The sequence below is a fragment of the Thioalkalivibrio sp. ALJ24 genome (assembly GCF_000377785.1).
In the GTDB taxonomy this organism is placed as follows: Bacteria; Pseudomonadota; Gammaproteobacteria; order Ectothiorhodospirales; family Ectothiorhodospiraceae; genus Thioalkalivibrio.
On the sequence record NZ_KB898724.1, the window covers coordinates 425,749 to 448,065 of the forward strand.

The 22,317-nt window shown below is 70.1% G+C and carries 20 protein-coding genes; 15 read left to right on the forward strand and 5 right to left on the reverse strand.

Annotated features, from left to right (window positions below):
- Positions 1 to 13 precede the first annotated feature (13 nt).
- The 13 genes from rnhB (at position 14) to glpK (ending at position 16,150) form a co-directional block, all read left to right on the forward strand.
- Entirely contained in the window at positions 14 to 637 is a 624-nt protein-coding gene (gene rnhB, locus D571_RS0102010; RefSeq protein WP_018935007.1) for a ribonuclease HII, read from the forward strand.
- The gene (gene dnaE, locus D571_RS0102015) at positions 634 to 4,227 is read left to right on the forward strand and encodes a DNA polymerase III subunit alpha (RefSeq protein WP_018935008.1); all 3,594 of its coding nucleotides are present in this window, start codon (positions 634 to 636) and stop codon (positions 4,225 to 4,227) included. The genes rnhB and dnaE overlap by 4 nt, the downstream gene beginning before the upstream one ends.
- 85 nt (positions 4,228 to 4,312) lie before the next feature.
- Complete coding sequence (locus D571_RS0102020) at positions 4,313 to 5,278, forward strand: acetyl-CoA carboxylase carboxyltransferase subunit alpha (protein ID WP_018935009.1); 966 nt, start codon at positions 4,313 to 4,315, stop codon at positions 5,276 to 5,278.
- Entirely contained in the window at positions 5,253 to 6,587 is a 1,335-nt protein-coding gene (gene tilS, locus D571_RS0102025) for a tRNA lysidine(34) synthetase TilS (RefSeq protein WP_018935010.1), read from the forward strand. The genes D571_RS0102020 and tilS overlap by 26 nt, the downstream gene beginning before the upstream one ends.
- 223 nt (positions 6,588 to 6,810) lie before the next feature.
- Positions 6,811 to 8,481, forward strand: coding sequence for a CTP synthase (locus D571_RS0102030; protein WP_026287511.1), 1,671 nt, complete (start codon positions 6,811 to 6,813; stop codon positions 8,479 to 8,481).
- A 9-nt stretch (positions 8,482 to 8,490) separates the two neighbouring features.
- Positions 8,491 to 9,333 (forward strand): 3-deoxy-8-phosphooctulonate synthase, encoded by an 843-nt coding sequence (gene kdsA, locus D571_RS0102035; RefSeq protein WP_018935012.1) that lies wholly within the window; start codon positions 8,491 to 8,493, stop codon positions 9,331 to 9,333.
- Positions 9,334 to 9,394: 61 nt separating this feature from the next.
- Positions 9,395 to 10,672: a phosphopyruvate hydratase gene (eno, locus tag D571_RS0102040; RefSeq protein ID WP_018935013.1), complete on the forward strand. Its 1,278-nt coding sequence runs from the start codon at positions 9,395 to 9,397 to the stop codon at positions 10,670 to 10,672.
- A gap of 41 nt (positions 10,673 to 10,713) precedes the next feature.
- Entirely contained in the window at positions 10,714 to 11,136 is a 423-nt protein-coding gene (gene ftsB / locus D571_RS0102045; RefSeq protein WP_018935014.1) for a cell division protein FtsB, read from the forward strand.
- A complete protein-coding gene (gene ispD, locus D571_RS0102050; protein ID WP_018935015.1) occupies positions 11,129 to 11,869 on the forward strand; it encodes a 2-C-methyl-D-erythritol 4-phosphate cytidylyltransferase in 741 nt (246 codons plus the stop codon). Before ftsB ends, ispD begins: the two co-directional genes overlap by 8 nt.
- Positions 11,869 to 12,369, forward strand: a complete 501-nt coding sequence (gene ispF, locus D571_RS0102055) for a 2-C-methyl-D-erythritol 2,4-cyclodiphosphate synthase (RefSeq protein ID WP_018935016.1) — start codon at positions 11,869 to 11,871, stop codon at positions 12,367 to 12,369. Before ispD ends, ispF begins: the two co-directional genes overlap by 1 nt.
- Complete coding sequence (locus tag D571_RS0102060) at positions 12,366 to 12,746, forward strand: VOC family protein (protein ID WP_018935017.1); 381 nt, start codon at positions 12,366 to 12,368, stop codon at positions 12,744 to 12,746. Before ispF ends, D571_RS0102060 begins: the two co-directional genes overlap by 4 nt.
- 73 nt (positions 12,747 to 12,819) lie before the next feature.
- Complete coding sequence (locus D571_RS0102065; protein ID WP_026287512.1) at positions 12,820 to 14,610, forward strand: ABC transporter transmembrane domain-containing protein; 1,791 nt, start codon at positions 12,820 to 12,822, stop codon at positions 14,608 to 14,610.
- Positions 14,611 to 14,644: 34 nt separating this feature from the next.
- Positions 14,645 to 16,150, forward strand: coding sequence for a glycerol kinase GlpK (gene glpK, locus D571_RS0102070; RefSeq protein WP_026287513.1), 1,506 nt, complete (start codon positions 14,645 to 14,647; stop codon positions 16,148 to 16,150).
- Positions 16,151 to 16,266: 116 nt separating this feature from the next.
- On the opposite strand, the gene D571_RS0102075 is transcribed toward glpK, so the two are convergent.
- The 5 genes from D571_RS0102075 to D571_RS0102095 form a co-directional block, all read right to left on the reverse strand.
- The gene (locus D571_RS0102075) at positions 16,267 to 17,115 is read right to left on the reverse strand and encodes a pirin family protein (protein ID WP_018935020.1); all 849 of its coding nucleotides are present in this window, start codon (positions 17,113 to 17,115) and stop codon (positions 16,267 to 16,269) included.
- Between the two features lie 99 nt (positions 17,116 to 17,214).
- On the reverse strand, positions 17,215 to 17,574 hold the full coding sequence (locus D571_RS0102080) for a hypothetical protein (protein ID WP_018935021.1): 360 nt from the start codon (positions 17,572 to 17,574) through the stop codon (positions 17,215 to 17,217).
- A 4-nt stretch (positions 17,575 to 17,578) separates the two neighbouring features.
- Entirely contained in the window at positions 17,579 to 18,421 is an 843-nt protein-coding gene (locus D571_RS0102085; RefSeq protein ID WP_018935022.1) for an ABC transporter ATP-binding protein, read from the reverse strand.
- 1 nt (position 18,422) lies between these two features.
- Positions 18,423 to 19,394 carry an iron ABC transporter permease gene (locus tag D571_RS0102090; RefSeq protein ID WP_018935023.1) on the reverse strand — a complete coding sequence of 324 codons (972 nt, stop codon included), beginning with the start codon at positions 19,392 to 19,394 and terminating at the stop codon, positions 18,423 to 18,425.
- A gap of 6 nt (positions 19,395 to 19,400) precedes the next feature.
- The gene (locus tag D571_RS0102095) at positions 19,401 to 20,318 is read right to left on the reverse strand and encodes a cobalamin-binding protein (RefSeq protein ID WP_018935024.1); all 918 of its coding nucleotides are present in this window, start codon (positions 20,316 to 20,318) and stop codon (positions 19,401 to 19,403) included.
- A 260-nt stretch (positions 20,319 to 20,578) separates the two neighbouring features.
- On the opposite strand from D571_RS0102095, the gene bluB reads away from it, so the two are divergent.
- Together bluB and cbiB are read left to right on the forward strand one after the other, a co-directional pair.
- On the forward strand, positions 20,579 to 21,334 hold the full coding sequence (gene bluB / locus D571_RS0102100; RefSeq protein WP_018935025.1) for a 5,6-dimethylbenzimidazole synthase: 756 nt from the start codon (positions 20,579 to 20,581) through the stop codon (positions 21,332 to 21,334).
- Positions 21,331 to 22,275: an adenosylcobinamide-phosphate synthase CbiB gene (gene cbiB, locus D571_RS0102105; RefSeq protein ID WP_018935026.1), complete on the forward strand. Its 945-nt coding sequence runs from the start codon at positions 21,331 to 21,333 to the stop codon at positions 22,273 to 22,275. Before bluB ends, cbiB begins: the two co-directional genes overlap by 4 nt.
- Positions 22,276 to 22,317 lie beyond the last annotated feature (42 nt).

The window sequence follows — 22,317 nt, forward strand, 5'->3', positions numbered from 1 at the left end:
CGGGAGCGGCTGGATGAGCGGGAATGCAGGCGGGGCGCAGTGGGTCGCGGGGGTCGACGAAGTGGGTCGCGGACCGCTGGCCGGGCCGGTGGTGGCCGCGGCCGTCATCCTGCCGCAGGAGTTCGACGCCCCGGGCCTGACGGATTCGAAAAAACTAACCGCGCGCCGGCGCGAGGCCCTGGACGAGCAGATCCGCGACGGTGCCCTGGCGTGGGCCCTGGGGCGTGCCGAGGCCGCCGAGATCGACCGCCTGAACATCCACCGCGCGACACTGCTGGCGATGCAGCGGGCGGTGCAGGCCCTGGATCCGGCCCCGACGCACCTGCTGGTGGACGGACGCTTCACACCGGAGGGCCCGTGGACCGCGGAGGCACGGGTGGGCGGTGATGGCAGCGTCGCCGCGATCAGTGCCGCCTCAGTGATCGCCAAGGTGGCGCGGGATCGGGAGCTGCGCGCGCTGCACGAGCAGTGGCCGGCATACGGCTTCGACCGCCATGCCGGTTACCCGACCGCCGCGCACCGTGCGGCCCTGGAACGCCACGGTCCGTGTCCCGCGCATCGTCGCAGCTTTGGCCCGGTGGCGCGCGCACTGGCGTCTGCCGAGGAACCGACCGCGGAAGAACGGGGGCACGCGTGACCGACTCCCCCGCCACAACCGCCGATGCCGGGCTGCATGATCCGGGGTTCGTGCATCTGCGGGTGCACTCGGAGTACTCCCTGATCGACGGCCTGGTGCGCCTGAAGCCGCTGGTGCAGAGCGTGGCCGCGGCCGGGATGCCGGCGGTGGCGGTCACCGACCACTGCAACCTGTTCGGCCTGGTGAAGTTCTACAAGGCCGCGATCGGCGCCGGCGTGCAGCCGATCGTGGGTGCCGACGTGCTGGTGCGCGACGCGCGTGCCGACGGCACCCCGGCGCGCATGACCCTGCTGGCGCAGAACGACCCCGGCTACCGCAACCTGACCCGCCTGATCTCGCGTGCCTGGCAGGAGGGCCAGGAGAAGGGCGTGCCGCGGATCGACTGTGCCTGGCTCGACGGTGGCGCGGCGGAGGGGCTGATCGCGCTATCCGGGACCATCGACGGGCTGTTCGTCAGCGGCAGCGGCGTGGCTCAGACTCTGGACGAGGCCGTGCTGCGGCCGTGGCTGGAGCGCTTTCCCGGGCGCTTCTATCTGGAGCTCACGCGCACCGGGCGGCCGGGCGAGGAGGCCTGGATCGAGGCCGCGATCGGCGCCGCCGAGAGCCACGGACTGCCGGTGGTCGCCACCAACGACGTGCGTTTTCTCAGCGGCGAGGACTTCGAGGCCCACGAGGCGCGGGTCTGCATCCACGACGGTCACACCCTGGACGACGCGCGCCGGCCGCGGCGCTACTCCGAGCAGCAGTACCTGCGCACGCCGCAGGAGATGGCCACCCTGTTCGAGGACATCCCCGAGGCCCTGGCCAACAGCGTGGCCATCGCCCGGCGCTGCAGCGTGCGCCTGACGCTCGGGGAGTCGGTGCTGCCGGAGTTCCCGGTGCCCGAAGGACGCACGGTGGAGCAGCATCTGCGCGAGATCTCCGCTCAGGGGCTGCGCGCACGTCTGGAACGCTTCCAGTTCGCCGACACCGCGGACTACGAGGCGCGGCTGACGCGCGAGCTGGACGTTATCTGCCAGATGGGCTTCCCCGGCTACTTCCTGATCGTGGCCGACTTCATCCAGTGGGCCAAGGACAACGGGATCCCGGTGGGGCCCGGGCGCGGTTCCGGTGCCGGCTCGCTGGTGGCCTATGTGCTGGGCATTACTGACCTGGATCCATTGCGTTACGAGCTTCTGTTCGAGCGGTTTCTCAATCCTGAACGCGTCTCCATGCCCGACTTCGACGTCGACTTCTGCATGGAGAAGCGCGACGACGTGATCGAATACGTCGCCGAGCGTTACGGCCGCGACAAGGTCTCGCAGATCATCACTCACGGCACCATGGCCGCCAAGGCGGTGGTACGCGACGTCGGGCGCGTGCTGGGGCACGGCTACGGCTTCGTCGACCGGATCGCCAAGCTGATCCCGTTCGAGCTGGGCATGACCCTGGAGAAGGCCCTGACCGAGAGCGAGGACCTCAAGGCGCAGTACGACGAGGACGAGGAGGTCCGCGCGATCATCGATCTGGCGATGAAGCTGGAAGGGCTGACCCGCAACGCCGGCAAGCACGCCGGCGGGGTGGTGATCGCGCCCTCGGCGCTGACCGACTTCTCCCCGCTGTACTGCGAAGACGACGGTGGCTCGCTGGTGACCCACTTCGACAAGGACGACGTCGAGGCGGTGGGCCTGGTCAAGTTCGACTTCCTCGGGCTGCGCACGCTGACCATCATCGACTGGGCGGTGCAGAACCTGCGGCGCATGGATCCGGAGATCGAGGTGGACCTGGACGCGGTGCCGCTGGACGACCCCGCGACCTTCCGCCTGCTGAAGGCCTACCAGACCACCGCGGTGTTCCAGCTGGAATCCGGTGGCATGAAGGACCTGATCCGTCGCCTGCAGCCGGACAGCTTCGAGGACATCATCGCGCTGGTGGCGCTGTACCGCCCGGGGCCGCTGCAGTCGGGGATGGTGGACGACTTCATCGACCGCAAGCACGGGCGCTCCGAGGTGGAATACCCGCACCCGGATCTGGAACCGGTGCTCAAGCCGACCTACGGCGTGATCCTGTACCAGGAGCAGGTGATGCAGATCGCCCAGGTGCTGGCCGGCTACACCCTGGGCGGTGCCGACCTGCTGCGCCGCGCGATGGGCAAGAAGAAGCCCGAGGAGATGGCCAAGCAGCGCGAGATCTTCGTCAATGGCGCGGTGGAACGCGGGGTGGAGGAGCACACCGCGACCTACATCTTCGACCTGGTGGAGAAGTTCGCCGGCTACGGCTTCAACAAGTCGCACTCCGCGGCCTATGCCCTGGTGGCCTACCAGACCGCCTGGCTCAAGGCCCATTACCTGGCGCCGTTCATGGCGGCGGTGCTGTCCGCGGACATGGACAACACCGACAAGGTCGTGGGCCTGATCGAGGAATGCCGCAACATGGAGCTGGCGGTGCTGCCGCCGGACGTGAACCAGTCGGATTACCGCTTCACCGTGCAGGACACGCAGACCGTGGTCTACGGCCTCGGGGCGATCAAGGGCGTCGGCGAATCCGCGATCGAGACCCTGCTGAAGGCGCGCAACGAGGGCGGGCCGTTCCACGGGCTGGTGGACCTGTGCCAGCGGGTGGATCTGGGCAAGCTCAACAAGCGGGTGCTGGAGACCCTGGTGCGGGCCGGTGCGCTGGATTCGCTGGGGGCCAACCGCGCGACCCTGCTGGCCGACATCCCCACCGCGGTGGCCGCGGCGGAACAGACCGAACGCAACGCCAGCCTCGGCGTGGTGGACCTGTTCGGCGACCCGGCGGCTGCGGTGGTGCCGGAGAGCGAGACGCAGCCGGAGATGGAGGACGATGACCGGCTGCGCGGGGAGAAGGAGACCCTAGGGCTGTATCTCACCGGGCACCCGGTCGAGCGCTATCGCGAGGAGCTGCGCGGCCTGACCGGCACCAGCCTGGCCGAGCTGGAGGCGAAGCTGGAGCAGCGACCGGACGAGGGCGAGAATCGCGGGCGCGGGCGTCAGGAGACCGTGCGCATTGCCGGGCTGGTGGTCGGTGTGCGGGTGCGCAACACCAACAGCGGGCGCATGGGCGTGGCGACCCTGGACGACCGCAGCGGGCGCGCGGAGCTGGTGCTGTTCAACGACGACTTCAACCAGTACCGCGACCGGCTGGAGCCGGACAGCCTGCTGGTGGCCGAGGGCACCGTGGCCCTGGACGACTACGCCGGCGGGGTGCGCATGCGCGCGCGCCGGGTCCTGACCCTCGACGAGGCGCGGGCGCAGTGGGCGCGGGCATTGTGTCTGGACCTGCGCGAGGTCCGGCCGGAGCAGATCGCGGGGCTGCACGGCCTGCTGCAGGAACATCGTCCGCGCGCCGGCAACGGCGCCGGGGGCAACGGTTCCAGCGGGGCCAGCGGGGAGAACGAAGCGATGGCGCAGGAAGAAGCCGAGGCCGCGCCGTCGGGGTGCCCGCTGCGCCTGCGCTACCGCCGCGACGGCATGGAGGCGGAGCTCAAGGTGCCCGAGGACTGGCGCGTTCTGCCCAACGAATCGCTGCTGCGCGGGATCCAGCAGACCCTGGGGCCGTCCTGCGAGGCCCGGCTGCTGTACCGCCAGTGACCGGCCGTGCCCGTTGGTGTAAAGCGGCAGGGCTGTCAATTCGTTACACTCGCGACCCGAATCCGCGACTGACTGGAAACCTTGCATGAACCCGGAATTTCTCGACTTCGAACAGCCGATCGCCGAGCTGGAGGCCCGCATCCGCGACCTGCAGTACGTGGGGGATGACACCGAGGTCAATATTCAGGAAGAGGTCCAGCGACTGCAGGACAAGTGCCAGTCACTGACCGAGAGCATCTTCTCCAAGCTCACGCCGTGGCAGATCGCCCAGCTGTCGCGCCACCCGCGGCGCCCGTACCTGCAGGACTACATCCCGGCCCTGTTCGAGGAGTTCGAGGAGCTGCACGGCGATCGCGCCTATGCCGACGACCCCGCGATCGTCGGCGGCATCGCCCGCTTCGACGGGCGGCCGGTGATGATCATCGGCCACCAGAAGGGGCGCCAGACCCGCGAAAAGGTGCACCGCAATTTCGGCATGCCGCGCCCGGAGGGCTATCGCAAGGCCCTGCGCCTGATGGAGATGGCCGAGCGCTTCCGCATGCCGGTTTTCACCTTCATCGACACCCCGGGTGCCTATCCCGGCGTGGGGGCCGAGGAGCGCGGCCAGAGCGAGGCGATCGCGCGCAACCTGCGGGTGATGGCGCGGCTGGACACCCCGATCATCGCCACGGTGATCGGCGAGGGCGGTTCCGGCGGCGCGCTGGCGATCGGCGTGGGCGACGCGACCCTGATGCTGCAGTACTCGACCTACTCGGTGATCTCCCCGGAGGGCTGTGCCTCCATCCTGTGGAAGAGCGCGGAGAAGGCCGCCGACGCCGCCGAGGCCCTGGGCATCACTTCCGGGCGCCTGAAGGAGCTGGGCCTGATCGACCGCGTGATCGAGGAGCCGTCGGGCGGGGCCCATCGCGACCCGGAAACCATGGCCGAACATCTGCGCACGGCACTGACCGAGACCCTGGGCGGCCTGGAACGGCTGGACCCGGGCAAGCGCCTGGAACGGCGCTACCGCCGGCTGATGGACTACGGTGCCTTCCAGGAAGCCGGCGCCTGATCCCGTCGACGTCGCGCTGCGGCGTTTCCTCACGGAATGTCCCGCCGGCGGGCCGCTGCGCGTGGCCTTCAGCGGCGGGCGCGATTCCACCGTCCTGTTGCATGCCCTGACCGCCGCCTGTCGGGCCGCAAATGCTCCCGATCCCGAGGCCTGGCACGTGGATCACGGCCTGCATGCGCAGGCCGGGGCGCAGGCGGAACACTGCCGTGCGGTGGCGCATTCGCTGGGGCTGCGTTTCGAATACCGTCGGGTGCGCGATCTCGACCGTGCCGACGAGGGTGTGGAGGCCGCGGCGCGGCATGCCCGCTATGCACTGCTGCGCGAGGGTCTGGGACCCGCCGGGGTGCTGGTCACCGCGCATCATGCCGGGGACCAGGCCGAGACCTTCCTGCTGGCGGCCCTGCGCGGCAGCGGGCCGCAGGGGCTGCGCGGCATGGCCCCGTGGCGTTTTGAGGGGGAGGGCTGGCTGGCGCGCCCGCTGCTGGAGGTGGGCGAGGCCGCGCTGGCTGCAAGGGCCGCGGGTCTGACCTGGGTCGAGGATCCCTCCAACGCCGATCTGCGCTTCGACCGCAATTTCCTGCGCCGCGAGATCCTGCCGCGTCTGAACACCCGGTTCGCCGCCACCGGCGGGCTCGCGCGGGCCGCGCACTGGCAGGCCGAGGTCGCGGCTGTCGACGAGACTGCACTCGGGCGGGTCCTGGCGGCGACCGGTGCCGGCGGGCATCTGCCTCTGGCGGCGCTCCGCGTCCATGAGCCGGCGCGCCGGCGCGCGCTGCTGCGCCACTGGATCCGTGACCAGGGGCTGCGCCCGCCCGGGCACCGGCGCCTGGAGGAGTTCCTGCGCCAGGCCCTGCAGGCCGGCGCGGACCGGCAGCCGCGTCTGGACTGGGGGGCGGGCTGTCTGCGCCGCTATCGCGATGCCCTGTATCTGGACCCGCCCGAGGGGCGGGATACGCCCGGTGACATGTCCGGCCAAGCCCCCGCAACGGCGGCGGACGCGACGGTCATCCCGTGGCCGGCGCGGCAGCACCGTCTGCGATTGCCCGATGGCCGCGTGCTGACCCGCGAGCATCCGGCGTTCGCCGATCCGCAGCTGGCCGGCGCGGTGGAGGTGGTGTTCCGACGCGGGGGCGAACGGGTACCGGTCGGCGGGCACCACCGCCGACTGAAGTCGCTGATGCAGGAGCAGGGGATCCCGCCCTGGCGGCGCGATCGGATCCCGTTGCTGCGCCCGCCCGGCGGGACGCCGCGGGCGGTGATCTGGCCGCGCGGGTCGGCGGCCGGCATGGACGCAGAAGGGGACGACTGAACCGCCACGGACCGGGCGGGCCCGGTCAGGCGGGGAGCGCGAGTGTCCGTGTCACACCTTCGGAAACCGGTTCTCGTCCCGGCGCCCGGCGGATCCCCCCAAGGCCCGTCATGGCGGGCCTGAGACGGCGCCGCGGGCGCGGCGCGCGATTGAGCGGGGACGGGGGGGTCTGGTACCCTTTGTGGGCATTTCGACCCCCGTCGGTCCCGGCCAGGTTTCCCGCATGACGCGATTCGTTTTCATTACCGGAGGCGTAGTTTCGTCTCTGGGCAAAGGTATTGCATCCGCCTCGCTGGGGGCGATCCTCGAGGCGCGTGGCCTGAAGGTCACGCTGATGAAGCTGGATCCCTACATCAACGTGGATCCGGGCACCATGAGCCCGTTCCAGCACGGCGAGGTGTTCGTCACCCACGACGGCGCCGAGACCGACCTCGACCTGGGGCACTACGAGCGTTTCGTGCGCATCCGCACCTCGCGCTTCAACAACTTCACCACCGGCCAGATCTACGAGAACGTCATCCGCAAGGAACGCCGCGGAGACTATCTCGGCGGCACGGTGCAGGTGATCCCGCACATCACCGACGAGATCAAGCGTTCCATTCGCGAGGGGGCCGAGGGCGCCGACATCGCGCTGATCGAGATCGGCGGCACGGTGGGGGACATCGAGTCCCTGCCGTTCCTCGAGGCGATCCGGCAGATGGGCGTGGAGCTGGGGCATGACAACGCCCTGTTCATGCACCTGACCCTGGTGCCGTTCATCGAAGCCGCCGGGGAGATCAAGACCAAGCCGACCCAGCACTCGGTGAAGGAGCTGCGCTCCATCGGCATCCAGCCGGACATTCTGCTGTGCCGCTCCAGTCAGGCGATCCCCGAGGGCGAGCGGCGCAAGATGGCGCTGTTCACCAACGTGGAGGAGAAGGCCGTCATCTCCGCGGTGGACGTGGACAACATCTACAAGATCCCGCTGTGGCTGCATTCGCAGAAGCTCGACGAGATCGTGCTGCGCAAGCTGCACATCGAGGACCTGCCGGTCGCCGACCTGTCCGACTGGAAGCACGTGGTCAACGCGATGGAATTCCCCGAGTCGGAGGTCACCGTCGGCATGGTCGGCAAGTACGTCGAGCTGACCGAGTCGTACAAGTCGGTCAACGAGGCCCTGACCCACGCGGGCATCGAGGTCGGCACCCGGGTGCGCATCCGCTACCTGGATTCGGAGAAGCTGGAAGGCGATACCCCCGAGGCGCGTGCCGAGCTGGAAGGGCTGGATGCGATCCTGGTGCCGGGCGGCTTCGGCGAACGTGGCGTCGAGGGCAAGATCGAGGCGGTACGCCATGCGCGCGAGGAGGGCATCCCGTATCTGGGGATCTGTCTCGGCATGCAGGTGGCGGTCATCGAGTACGCCCGCCACGTGGCCGGTCTGGACGGCGCGCATTCCACCGAATTCGCCCCGGCCACCCCGCACCCGGTGATCGCGCTGATTACCGAGTGGCAGGACCGCGAGGGCCGCATCGAACAGCGCGACGCCGGGAGCGACCTCGGCGGTACCATGCGTCTGGGGGCGCAGGCCGCCCGTCTGCGCGAGGGCTCGCGCATCGCCGGCGCCTACGGCCAGTCCTGCATCGAGGAGCGTCACCGGCATCGCTACGAGTTCAACAACGCCTATCGCGCGCGGCTGGAAGAGGCCGGGCTGGTGATCTCCGGGGTGTCCGAATCCGGGGAACTGGTGGAGGCCGTTGAACTCGGGGACCACCCGTGGTTTGTCGGCTGCCAGTTCCATCCCGAGTTCACTTCCACGCCGCGCGACGGTCACCCGCTGTTTGCGGGCTTCATCCGCGCGGCGCGGGACTACCAGAACGAACGTGCGCCGGACGTGGGCACGGCGCTGGCCGACTGAGGAGGCGGTATGGATCTGTGCGGTTTTCCCGTGGGGCTGGACCGGCCGCTGTTCCTGATTGCCGGGCCCTGCGTGATCGAATCCGAGACCCTGGCGCAGGAGACCGCCGGCCAGCTCGCCGAACTCGCGGGCGAGCTGGAGATCCCGTTCGTCTACAAGTCGTCCTTCGACAAGGCCAACCGTTCCTCCACCCGCAGCTATCGCGGGCCGGGCATGGACGAGGGCCTGCGCATCCTCGAATCGGTGCGCGAGCGCATCGGCGTGCCGGTGCTGACCGACGTACACGAGGACACCCCGCTGGCGGAGGTCGCCGCGGTGGTCGACGTGCTGCAGACCCCGGCATTCCTGTGCCGCCAGACCAATTTCATCCAGAACGTGGCCCGTCAGGGGCTCCCGGTGAACATCAAGAAGGGTCAGTTCATGGCCCCCTGGGACATGGGCAACGTGGTGGACAAGGCGCGCGAGGCCGGTAACGAGTCGGTGATGGTGTGCGAACGCGGGGTGTCCTTCGGTTACAACACCCTGATCTCCGACATGCGCGGCCTGGCCGACATGCGCCGTACCGGCGCCCCGGTGGTGTTCGACGCCACCCACTCGGTGCAGCAGCCGGGCGGGCAGGGCGCGAGCTCCGGGGGGCAGCGCGAATATGTGCCGGTGCTGGCGCGCGCTGCGGTGGCGGCCGGGATCTCCGGGCTGTTCATGGAGACCCATCCGGACCCCGCGAATGCCCTGTCCGACGGACCCAATGCCTGGCCTTTGCCGCGCATGCGCGAGCTGCTGGAGACCCTGAAGGCGCTGGATGCGGCGACCAAGTCGCGTCCGCTGGCGGAAACCGAATACGGCCTGGGCTGACCCCGGGATGACCCGGGGGCGTCCGGCCCCGAACCGAACGAGTCAAGGAGAGCATACGAGCATGTCCCAGATTGCCGAGATCCACGCGCGCGAGATCATCGATTCCCGCGGCAACCCGACGGTGGAGGCCGATGTCGTCCTGGCTTCCGGGGCCACCGGCCGCGCCTCGGTCCCGTCGGGCGCCTCCACCGGGGCGCGCGAGGCCCTGGAACTGCGCGACGACGCGGCCCGTTACGGCGGCAAGGGTGTGGAAAAGGCCGTGGGCCACGTGAATGGCGAGATCCGCGACACCCTGCGCGGCATGGATGCCGAACAGACCGCGGTCGACCAGCGGATGCTGGAGCTGGACGGGACCGAGAACAAGTCGCGCCTGGGCGCCAACGCCCTGCTGGCGGTCTCCATGGCCGTGGCGCATGCTCGGGCGGCGGATGCCGAGCGCCCGCTGTTCGAGACGGTCGGCGGCCCGGATGCGCACCTGCTGCCGGTCCCGATGATGAATATCGTGAACGGCGGCGAACATGCCGATAACAGTGTCGACATGCAGGAGTTCATGATCCTGCCGGTCGGCGCGCCCAGCGTGCGCGAGGCGGTGCGCTATGGGGCCGAGGTGTTCCACGCGCTGAAGAAGGTGCTGAACCAGCGCGGTCTGGGCACCGGCGTGGGCGACGAGGGCGGTTTTGCACCCAACCTGGAGTCCAATGCCGCGGCGGTGGAGATCATCCTCGAGGCGATCCATCAGGCCGGGTTCAAGGCGGGGCGTGACATCTGGCTGGGCCTGGACTGCGCCGCCTCCGAGTTCTATCGCGACGGCCGTTATCACCTGGATTCGGAAGGCAAATCCTTCGATGCCGAACAGTTCTGCGACTACCTCGCGCACTGGGTCGATCAGTACCCCATCCTCAGCATCGAGGATGCGCTGGCCGAGGACGACTGGGAGGGCTGGAAGATCCTGACCGAGCGTCTGGGCGAGCGCGTGCAGCTGGTGGGCGACGACCTTTTCGTGACCAACACGCAGATCCTGCGCGAGGGCATCGATCGCGGCGTGGCCAACTCCATCCTGATCAAGCTGAACCAGATCGGCACGGTGACCGAGACCCTGCAGGCGATCGAGATGGCGCGCGAGGCCGGCTATACCTCGGTGATCTCGCATCGTTCGGGCGAGACCGAGGACGTGACCATCGCCGATCTGGCGGTCGCCACCGGCGCCGGGCAGATCAAGACCGGTTCGCTGTCGCGCTCCGACCGCGTGGCCAAGTACAACCAGCTGATGCGGATCGAGGAACACCTCGGTACGCGCGCCCGTTTCCCGGGCATGGATGCCTTCCGGATCCGGCGCTGAGCGCGGCGGCAGCCGGCTTGTCCCGGCGGGAGGCCTGAGCGATGCGCTGGCTGCTGCCCGGCGGCCTGCTGGCGCTGGTCCTGGCGCTGCAATGGCCGCTGTGGTTCGGCGAGGGTGGCTGGCTTGATGTGCGCGAGATGCGCGCGGAGATGGCCCGGCAGGAAGCGGAGAATGAACGGCTGCTCCAGCGCAATGAGGCGCTGCAGGCCGAGGTTCGTGATCTGCAGGAGGGTCTGGCTGCGGTGGAGGAGCGCGCGCGGCGGGATCTGGGCATGATCCGCGAGGACGAGACCTTTTTCTTCATTGTGGACGAGGACGACGAGGTGCCGGACGATCTGCCGGAGCTGATTCCCGAATCGGAACCTGCGGAGGACGCAGCCGACCCCGAGGCGGATTCGGGCGCCCTGGCCCCCGAGCTGGACGAACAAGACGCAGCGAGCGAGGAGGACCCGTTCGATGAGTGAAGCCGGCGCCCCCGAAGATTCGGGCGTCTTCTGGGCGCTGATCCCGGCGGCCGGGATCGGCCGCCGTATGGGCACCGACCGTCCCAAGCAGTTCCTCACCCTGGGCCCGCGCAGCGTACTGGCCCATACCCTGTCGATATTCCTCGAACACCCGCGCATCCGTGGCGTGATCCTGGTGCTGGGGCCGGACGTGGACCCCGACGCCCTGGATCTGCCGCTGGCCGGCGGCCGCCTGTTTCGCGTGGCCGGCGGCGAGGAACGCGCCGATTCGGTGCAGAACGGCCTGGATTTCCTGCACGAGCGAGCCGCTCCCGAAGACTGGGTGCTGGTGCACGATGCCGCGCGCCCCTGTCTGCCGCCGGATGACCTCGATCGCATGCTGCGCGAACTGCGGGAGGATCCGGTGGGCGGGATCCTGGGCGCACCCGTGAGCGACACCATCAAGTGGGCGGATGGCGAACAGCGGGTGGAGTCCACCCTGGATCGCGAGCGCGTCTGGCGCGCCCTGACCCCGCAGATGTTTCGTCTGGGCACCCTGAGCGACGCCAACACGCGGGCACGCGCGGCCGGGCACGCGGTCACCGACGAGGCCAGCGCGATCGAATGGGCGGGGCTGCGCCCCCGGCTGATCGAAGGCTCGCCCATGAACATCAAGATCACCCGCGCCGAAGACCTCGAACTCGCCCGTCTATACTTGCTGGAACAGGGACGACTCGACGGGGGGTACCGGTGATGGCGGCGATGCGGGTAGGTCAGGGATTCGATGTCCATGCCTTCGAGGCCGGAGACCATGTGGTGGTCGGCGGCGTGCGGATCCCGTTCGATTACGGGATCCGTGCCCATTCCGACGGCGACGTGCTGCTGCACGCCCTGTGCGACGCGCTGCTGGGGGCGGCCGGCCTGGGTGACATCGGCCGCCACTTTCCCGACAGCGACCCGCAGTTTTCCGGCGCCGACAGCCGCGAGCTGCTGGAGGAGACCCTGCGGCGGGTGCGCGAGGCGGGCTGGGTGCCGGTCAACGTCGACGCCACCATCATCGCCCAGCGCCCGCGCATGGGGCCGCATGTCGAACACATGTGCGCCAATATCGCCGCGGATACCGGGTTGCCGGGAGACGCGGTGAACGTGAAGGCGACCACTACGGAACGCCTCGGCTATACCGGCCGCGAGGAGGGCATCGCCGCGCAGGCGGTGGTGCTGCTGCAGCCGCCGGGGGACGGCGAGGCCGCATGAGTGACGGCGTGGTGCGCGGGGTGCACCACGTGAGCGTGGTGGTGTCCGATCCGGAAGGCGCGCGCGGGTTCTACGCCGATCTGCTCGGACTGACGCCGCTGCCGCGGCCCGACCTCGAGTTTCCCGGTTACTGGTTCGATCTGGGTGACGGGCGTGCCCTGCATCTGCTGGCCGTTCCGAACCCGGATCCCGTGGAGCGTGGAGTGGCCGGTGGTCGCGACCGTCACCTGGCCCTGATCGTGGAGGGGCTGGAGGCGCTGCTGGCCCGCCTCGAGACGGCCGGGTTCCCGGCACAGCGCAGTCGCTCCGGACGAGCGGCCGCGTTCGTCCGCGATCCGGACGGCAACACCATCGAACTGGTCGAACACGACGCATGAGCCTGCCGTTCTCCCGGACGGCCCGCGGCGGTCGCACATCCGTATCCTTACCCTGCGGACATCGCCCGTGCCCGTGAACTGGGACGACGCCGAAACCCCGCGCCCCGCGGCCCGCAACCTGCGTGTCCTGATGCCGCTGCTTGCGTTTCTGCGGCCGTACCGGCGGCGCATCGTGTTCGGACTGGTGGCGCTGCTGGTGGGTTCGGGGGCGATCCTGGCCTTTGGCGGCGTGCTGCGCCTGCTGGTGGACGCCGGTCTGGGCCCCGAGGACCCCTCCGGGCTCAACCGTGCGCTGGTGCTGCTGCTGGTGGTGGTGACGGTGATGGCCATCGGCGTGGGTGCGCGTATCTATCTGGTGACGTGGCTCGGGGAACGGGTGGTGGCGGACCTGCGCCGTGCGGTGTTCGCCAACGTGATCCGGCTCGATCCGGCGTTTTTCGAGCAGACCCGCACCGGCGAGGTGATCTCGCGCCTGACGGCCGACGCGACGCTGATCCAGACCGTGGTCGGCACGACCCTGACCATTGCCGCGCGCAACCTGCTACTGATCATTGGCGGGCTGGTCCTGATGTTCCTGTCCAGCCCGCCGCTGGCGGCCCTGCTGGTGGCCGGCCTGCCGGCGGTGGCCGTGCCGGTGTGGCTGCTCGGCCGGCGGGTGCGGCGGCTGTCGCGCCGGACCCAGGACCGGGTCGCGGACGTGGGCGCGCGCACCGACGAGACCCTGTACGCGATCGAGACGGTACAGGCCCACGGCCAGGAAGACGCCGAACGCGGCCGGCATGCCTCGGCGGTGGAAGCCGCTTTCGGCATGGCCACGCGCCGGGCCGCCACCGGCGCACTGCTGGCCGCCGCGGTGATGCTCTTGATGTTCGGCCTGATCGCCGGTGTCCTGTGGATCGGTGGCCACCGCGTGCTGGACGGGGTGATGACCCCGGGCGAGCTGGCCGCGTTCCTGTTCTATGCGGCCCTGGTGGCGGGGTCGATCGCCGCGCTCAGCGAGGTGACCAACGAACTGCTGCGGGCGGCCGGGGCCGCGGAGCGCCTGCTGGAGCTCGCGGAGGTCCGTTCCGGCCCGCCCTGGCCACGGCACCCCGAAGACCTGACGGAACCGGTGCGCGGCGAGATCGCACTGGAGGGCGTGGTCTTCGCCTATCCCACACGCCCGCATCCGCCGGCGCTGGACGGGGTCTCGCTGCATGTGCGCCCGGGTGAATCGGTCGCGCTGGTGGGGCCCTCGGGTTCCGGCAAGTCCACCCTGTTCCGGCTGCTGCTGCGCTTTCACGACCCGGACGCCGGACGCGTTCTGTTCGACGGGCACGACCTGCGCCGCCTGCGGCCGGATGAACTGCGCCGGCACATCGCGGTGGTGCCGCAGGAGCCGGTGCTGTTCTCCGGAACCGTGCGCGAGAACGTGGCCTACGGCGTGCCGGACGCATCCGACGCGGCGCTGGAGGCGGCCGCCGAGGCGGCGCATGCGCGGGGGTTCATCGAGGCGCTGCCGGAGGGCTGGGACACCGCGCTGGGCGAGCGCGGCGTGCGTCTGTCCGGCGGCCAGCGGGCGCGCCTGGCGCTGGCCCGCGCCCTGCTGCGTGAGCCGGCCGTGCTGCTGCTGGACGAGGCCACCAGCGCGCTGGACGCCGAAAGCGAACGCGAGGTGCAGGCGGCGCTGGCCGGGGTGCGCGGTCGCTGCACGGTACTGACCATCGCCCACCGGCTGGCCACCGTGCAGTCGGCGGACCGCATCGTGGTGCTCGACGGCGGACTCGTGGTGGGCGAGGGCACGCACGCCGAACTGATGGCGCAGGGCGGGCTGTATGCGCGGCTGGCGGCGCTGCAGTTTGCGGATGCGGACGCGCTCGCCTGAAATTGGGGTGAGTGGGATCAAGCGGGAGGAGAACATGGCCAACGGATACATCCTCGCCCTGGATCAGGGCACCACCAGCTGCCGGGCGATCCTGTTCGACCAGGAGGGCGGCATCGCCGGGGTGGCGCAGAAGGAGTTCGCCCAGTCCTACCCGCACTCCGGCTGGGTGGAGCACGACGCGATGGAGATCTGGGGCACCCAGATCGGCGTGGCGCGCGAGGCGCTGGAGCGCAATGGCATCAAGCCCGCGCAGCTGGCGGCCATCGGCATCACCAACCAGCGCGAGACCACGCTGGTGTGGGATCGTCACAGCGGCCGGCCGATCCATCCGGCCATCGTGTGGCAGGACCGGCGCACCGCGGACCTTTGCGACCGCCTGCGCGACGAGGGCCTGGAGGGCCATATCCGCGCGACCACCGGGCTGCTGCCGGACGCCTATTTCTCCGGCACCAAGATCCGCTGGATCCTCGACCACGTGGACGGCGCGCGCGAGAAGGCCCGCAACGGCGATCTGCTGTTCGGCACCATGGACAGCTGGCTGGTGTGGAACCTGACGCGCGGCGAGCGCCATGTCACCGACGTGACCAACGCCTCGCGCACCATGCTGTTCGACATCCACCGCCTGCAGTGGGATGACACCCTGCTGGACGCGCTGGACATCCCGCGCGCGATGCTGCCCGAGGTGGTCTCCTCCAGCGAGGTCCTGGGCCACACCGGGGCCGAGATGTTTGGCGGCGCGCGGGTGCCGGTGGCCGGCATGGCCGGGGACCAGCACGCGGCGCTGTTCGGCCAGGCCTGTTTCGAGCCGGGCATGGCCAAGAACACCTACGGCACCGGCTGCTTCCTGCTGATGAATACCGGCACCCGCCCGGTGACCTCGGAACACGGCCTGCTGACCACCATCGCCTGGGGACTGGACGGCCAGGTGGAATACGCCCTGGAGGGCTCCATCTTCATCGCCGGGGCCGCCGTGCAGTGGCTGCGCGACGAGATGCACCTGATCGATACGGCCGCGGACTCGGAGTATTTCGCGAGCCGGGTCGAGGACGCCGGCGGCGTCTACGTGGTGCCGGCCTTCGCCGGGCTGGGGGCGCCGTACTGGGATCCGCATGCGCGCGGGGCGATCTTCGGCCTGACCCGGGGCACGCGCAAGGAGCATGTGACCCGCGCCACCCTGGACGCACTGGCCTACCAGACGCGCGACGTGATCGAGGCCATGCAGGCCGATTCCGGCCTGGCGCTCAAGACCCTGCGCGTGGACGGCGGCGCGGTGGCCAACGAGCTGATGGTCCAGTTCCAGGCCGACCAGCTGGGGGTACGCGTGGAACGCCCGGCCATCACCGAAAGCACCGCGCTGGGCGCCGCCGGCCTCGCCGGACTCGCCACGGGCCTGTGGACTCGCGACGATCTGCGTGCATTCAGTCGCATCGAACGCGTGTTCGAGCCACGGATGGACGCCGCCACCCGCGACCGGCAGTACCACGGCTGGAAGGAAGCCGTACGCCGCTGCATGAACTGGGAACGCGACGCGTGCGGGTAGGCTCGCGTCGCGGGGTGTTGTGGTGCGGTACCTTCCGGTGCCGGAACCTCGCGGCGGGTTGATGTACGCGTGACCCCGGTGGAGTCGGGAGGGCGGTCGGGCGCCTCGCCCCGGTGTCAGTCGATGCTGGCGGGGCGGGCGGCGAGGCGGCCGGACTGGTAGTCGGAGATGGCCTGCTGGATCTCGGTGTCGGTGTTCATCACGAACGGGCCGTAGTGGGCGATGGGTTCCTCCAGCGGGCGGCCCTTGAACAGCAGCACGCGGCTGTCCTGGCGCGCGATCAGGTGGATCATGGTGTGGCCGTGCCATACGCCCAGTTCGCCGGTTTTCAGGCCGGTGAGTTCGCCTTCGAAGACGTAGCCCAGCACACGCTCGTCCAGCTGTACGGCCAGTGACAGGCGGTAGCCGGCCGGCAGGGTGAGATCCGCCATGCCGGCGCCTTCGCCGATCTGGCCCAGCGGTCCCTCGGTGTCGCCGGCGCTGGTCTGCCAGGACCCGGCCACGGCCTTGAAGTCCAGCGGGGCGTCTTCTTCCGGCAGGTGGCGCATCACGTCGGCGCCCACGTCGCGGTAGCGCGGCGGGTCCATCTTGCGCCCGGCGGGGAGGTTCACCCAGACCTGGAAGCCGTGCAGGCCCTCGGGGCCCGGGCGCAGGGTTTCGGAATGGATCATGCCGCGGCCGGCGCTCATCCACTGTGCGCCACCGGCCTCGACATGCCCCTCGTTGGCCATGGAGTCCTGGTGGCTGACGCCGCCGCGCACCAGGTAGGTGAGGGTTTCGAAGCCGCGATGCGGGTGATCGGGGAAGCTGCCCACGTCCTCGTCGCCCGGGGCGGTCTTCAGCTCGTCCAGCATCAGGAACGGATCGAGGCCGCCGCCGAAGTCATGGATACGACGGATCTTCACACCCACGCCGTCCTGGGTCGGGTGCGTGTGTCGGATGCTGTCCGGTGGCGTGGGTGTCATGGCGTTCTCCTTCGCATCAAGTCTGCACGATACCGACCGCAAAACGAAAAGAAAATTGCATCGTGCACAGGGAGGCGCGGCGGGGCCCGTCGGGCCTGTTCAGGGGAGCTGCCAGGCGTCGGCAAAGGCCTCAAGGCTCTCGATGAAGTCGGGCTCGTGTTCACGCCGATGCATGGTCAGGTGCAGCACGACGGCCGATTCGTCGGGCGGGTGGCCTGTGGTGACGGTCCAGGCTACGCCGTTGGGACATTCCGGCAGGCTGAAGCGCACGCCGCCGTGGATGAGCTCGCGGTTCACGCGGAACTCGCCCCACAGGCAATAGATGACGCCCTGGTCGGCCCCCTGATCTTCGACCAGGTTGTCGACCAGTTCGCAGGCCGTCGGCAGCGCCGGGACGGTCAGGCTTTGCTGCAGGGTGGCGGGATCGGTGGTGCCGGTCAGGATGCGATGGAACTCCATGGGGCTACTCCACTCTGGGCAGGAATACCGGATGGCCGTCCACCTCGCCGACGCTGAGCGCCTGATTGTACAGGCGTTCCAGCGCGGCGGGCACGAGCATGGTGCGGGTCGGGCCCCAGCAGGCGCCGCCGTCGGGGAACATCAGCAGGAGATGGTCGCAGAAGCGGGCGGCCAGGTTCACGTCGTGCAGGGCCATCACCGCGGCGCGGCGTTCGCCGGCGGCGATGCCGCGCACGCGCTGCAGCACGCTGACCTGATGGTGCAGGTCGAGCTGGCTGGTGGGTTCGTCCAGCAGCAGGACCTGCGGGTCCTGGGTCAGTACGGTTGCGAGCGCCAGGCGCTGGCGTTCGCCGCCGGAGAGGGTATCCACCTGCCGGCCCTCGATGCCGTCGAGATCCACGGTGGCCAGCGCGGCACGGGCGGCATCGACGTCCTCGCGGGTCTCGATGTCCCAGGGGCGCAGGTACGGGTGGCGGCCGATCAGCGCGGTTTCGAGGACGGTGGCGGGGAAGCCGTCGTGGTGGTTCTGGAACACCAGACCCAGGCGCCGTGCCAGATCCGGCCGGGACAGGCTGCCCAGGGGCTGCCCGGTCAGTTCGATCCCGCCGGCGCGCGGGGGGCGCAAGCGGGCGAGAGTGTGCAGCAGCGTGCTCTTGCCGGCGCCATTGGGCCCGAGGATGCCCCAGCACTGGCCGGGGTTCACGGTCAGGTGCAGCGGCGAGGAGTCGGCCCGTTCGGGGATGTCGATCACCAGGTCGCGGGTGGCGAGCAGGGTGTCGGCGGTGGGGGCCTCGTGCACGCTGAGGGCCGCGGCGGAGACATCGGCGTGTGCGTCGGCGGGGCTCATCTCAGCGGCTCCGGTACAGCAGGAACAGGAACACCGGCACGCCAAGCATCGCGGTGATCACGCCGACCGGCAACTGCTCCGGGGCGATGATGGTGCGCGCGAGGGTATCGGCCAGGGTCAGCAGAATCCCGCCGGCCAGCGCCGAGGCGGGCAGGATGACCCGCTGGTCGTTGCCGAACACCAGACGCAGCATGTGCGGCACGATCAGTCCGACGAAGCCCACCGCGCCCACCTGGGTGACCGCGGTGGCGGTGATCAGCGAAGCGGCGATGTAGATCGACCATTCCACCGGCCGCACCGACACGCCCAACGAAGCGGCCTGCATCGGGCCGCGTGCGAGCACGTTGAGGGTGCGGCCCAGCGGCAGGGCCGCCAGGACCACGAACACCAGCACGCCCCACGCCGGGCCCGGATGGCGGGCATGCGAGACGTCGCCCATCAACCAGTAGAGCATGCCGGGCAGCTCCTCGGTGGGGCTCACCGCCAGCAGGAAACTGATCAGCGCCCCCCAGCCGGCGGCCACCACCACGCCGGTCAGGAGCAGGCGGGTGGCGGTCCAGGATCCGGTGCCATGTGCCAGGCCGAACACGATGAGCGTGGACAGCATGGCACCGGCAAACGCGGCCGCCGACACCGAGAACATCGACAGCCCGGCGAGCATCGCCAGCAGCGCGCCCACCGAGGCGCCGCCCGAGAGGCCCAGTACGTAGGGGTCGGCCAGCGGGTTGCGCAGCAGCACCTGCATCAGCGCGCCGGCCACGCCCAGCAGCCCGCCCGCGGCGAACGCGGCCAGCGCGCGCGGCAGGCGCAATTCGGTGATCAGGGTGGCGTGCAGCGCCGAGGCCTCGCCGGTGAGCACCCGCGGGAGCTCACCGAGCGGGATGGCGACGCTGCCCCAGGCCAGCGCCACCACCAGCGAAAGCAGCGAGGCGGGCAACAGCACGCCCGCCGCCAGCAGGAAGGAACGGGTCACGGGGGATTACGGCGAATCGGGGCGCCGGTCGCGGGCGTTCTGCAGTTCCTCGCACATCATGGCGGTGCCCTCGGCGATGCGCGGGGTGTGGCGCTGCAGCAGCGACGGCGGCAGGAAAAACAGGTTGTCGCGGCGCACCGCGAGCATGTTGTCCCACTGGCGCCAGTCCTCGACCCACGTAGGGTCGTCCTCGCCCATGCCGCCACCGATGATGACCTCGGGGTCGGCCTCGATCACCGCTTCGCGGTCCATGCGCGGCACCAGGCGGTCAAGATGGCCGAACACGTTTTCGCCGCCACAGACCGCGATGGCCTCGGCGATCAGGTGATCGTCGTTCACCGTCATCAGCGGTTGGTCCCAGACCTGATAGAACAGCGGGACCGGCTCGCGATCCGCGTATTTCTGGCGCAGCGCCTCGATTTCGTCGAGAAAGCGTTCCGCCTCGGCGCGGCCCTGATCGCCCGTTCCGGCCAGTTTCGCCATGCGCTCCATGCTGGAAGCCACGCCGTCGAACCCGCGTGGTTCGGAGGTGTAGACGGTCAGGCCCAGTTCGCGCAGGCGCTCGACGTGCGAGCGCGAGTTGCCGCTGTCCCAGGCCACTACCAGGTCAGGCTCCTTGGCGAGGATGCGTTCCAGATCGAGGCTGGTGTAGCCACCGATGCGCGGGATGTTCGAGGCTTCCTCGGGGTAGTCACTGTGATCGGTCGCGCCGATCACGCGGTCGCCGGCACCGATCGCGAACAACACCTCCGTGATGTGCGGCGCCAGACTCACGATCCGCTCGGCCGGGGTGTCCAGCCGGACTTCCCGGTCCGTGTCGTCGGTCACGGAAATGGAGCCGTTGTCGTCAGCGTTGGCGGCCGGGCTCAGCAGCAGGGCACCTGCCGCGAGCAGGGCGGGTAACAGGGTCGAACGGTATAACATACGAATGGGTTCCTGATTCCTGGAACGGTGTCGCCGCGTGCGGCGCCGGTCAGGCGCACGGCCGGCGTGAAGGCGCCAGATGATAACAGGACTCACCGATAGCTGGCGGGCGGGCCCGTTCGCTGCCGGGCCAAATGTGACGGGGTGCACTGGAGGGGGCGGGTGCGAACGCGTATCATCTGCTCTCCTTGTCCGGCCATGATCCGGATCCTCGCGACACCCCTAGCACCCTCTTTCCCGCTGCCGGGAGACGTCTTCGCATGTCCTTCAATACCCCGCCCTCTGTCTCGCCGCCCGCCAGTGGATCGGCCTCTTCTGCGGACCCTTCCGCCAACGCTTTCCCGCCCGACCAGGCCGCGGCGGTCTACCGCGCGATCAACGAGCGCCGCGACATGCGACATTTCCGTGCCGGTACCGCGGTGGACCCGGAGGTGCTGGGGCGCCTGCTGGAGGCCGCGCATCGCGCCCCCAGCGTCGGCTACATGCAGCCCTGGCGCTTCGTGCGGGTCGTTGATCCCGCGCTGCGCGAACGCATCCACGGCCATGTGGCCGCCGAACACGAGCGCACCGCCGAGGCCTGCGGCGAGCGCGGTGCGGAGGTCCAGCGGCTGAAGCTGGAGGGCATCCGCGACGCCGGCGAGATCCTGGTGGTCGCGCTGACCGACGGGCGCGAACCCTACGTACTGGGTCGGCGCACGCTGCCGGAGATGGACCTTTGCTCGGCCGCCTGCGCGATCCAGAACCTGTGGCTGGCGGCGCGCGCCGAGGGCCTGGGCATGGGCTGGGTGTCGCTGTTCGAGCCGGAGTGGCTGGCGCGCACCCTGGAGATGCCGGAGGGGGCGCACCCGATCGCGATCCTGTGCCTGGGCGAGGTGGAGGCGTTCTACGACGAGCCGATGCTGGAGACCGAGGGCTGGGACACCCGGCGGCCGCTGGAGGAGCTGGTGTTCGAGGACCGCTGGGGCCGGGCGGGTTCGACCCCGGTGGCCGACCCGCAGGACGGGGACGGCGCGTGACTGCCTTTCTCGTCTTGCTGGGTGCCCTGACCCTGGACCGGCTGTTCGGTGATCCGCGGCGCTTCCATCCGCTGGCGGGCTTCGGCCGTCTTGCCCAGGGGCTGGAACAGCGTTTCCACGCGGACAGCCGGTTGCGCGGGGCTTTGTTGCTGACGGTGCTGGTGCTGCCCTCGGTGCTGCTGGCGGGCTGGGCGGCCAGCCTCGCGTGGGGCTGGATCGTGAGCCTGCTGGTGCTGGTGCTGGCACTGGGCTGGCGCTCGCTGGACGAACACGCCGAGCGGGTGGCGGTGTCGCTGGAGCAGGGCGACCTGGACGGGGCGCGCGCCGGGACGGGAATGCTGGTGTCGCGCGCGACCGACGAGATGGATGCCGACGGAGTCAGCCGCGCGACCGTGGAATCGGTGCTGGAGAACGGCAACGACGCGCTGTTCGCCACGGTGTTCTGGTTCCTGGTGGCCGGCGCGCCGGGGGTGGTGGCCTATCGGCTGGTGAATACCCTGGATGCGATGTGGGGCTATCGCACGCCGCGCCACCGCCATTTCGGCTGGGCCGCCGCGCGCCTGGACGACGTGTTCAACTACATCCCCGCGCGCCTGACCGCGCTGGCCTATGCCGCCGCCGGGCGCATGGGCAGCGCGCTGCGCTGCTGGCGCGAACAGGCCGCCGCGTGGAAGAGCCCCAACGCCGGGCCGGTGATGGCCGCCGGCGCGGGCGCACTGGACGTGCGGCTGGGCGGCTATGCGTATTATCACGGCCGGCGCGAATGGCGGCCGTCGCTGGGGCCCGACCCGGTCCCGGACGTAGCCCCGGAGAAAGCATCGGAAGATGGCGCCGCGTCCGGGGCCGCGCGCATCCGCCGCGCGATGGCACTGGTGGACCGCGCGCTGGCGCTGTGGATGGCGGTAATCGTGATCGGAGTGTCGTTCGTTGTCCTCGCCTGACGCGCGGTCCGGATCTTGGGACGGCGCGCCCCCGGAGTCGCG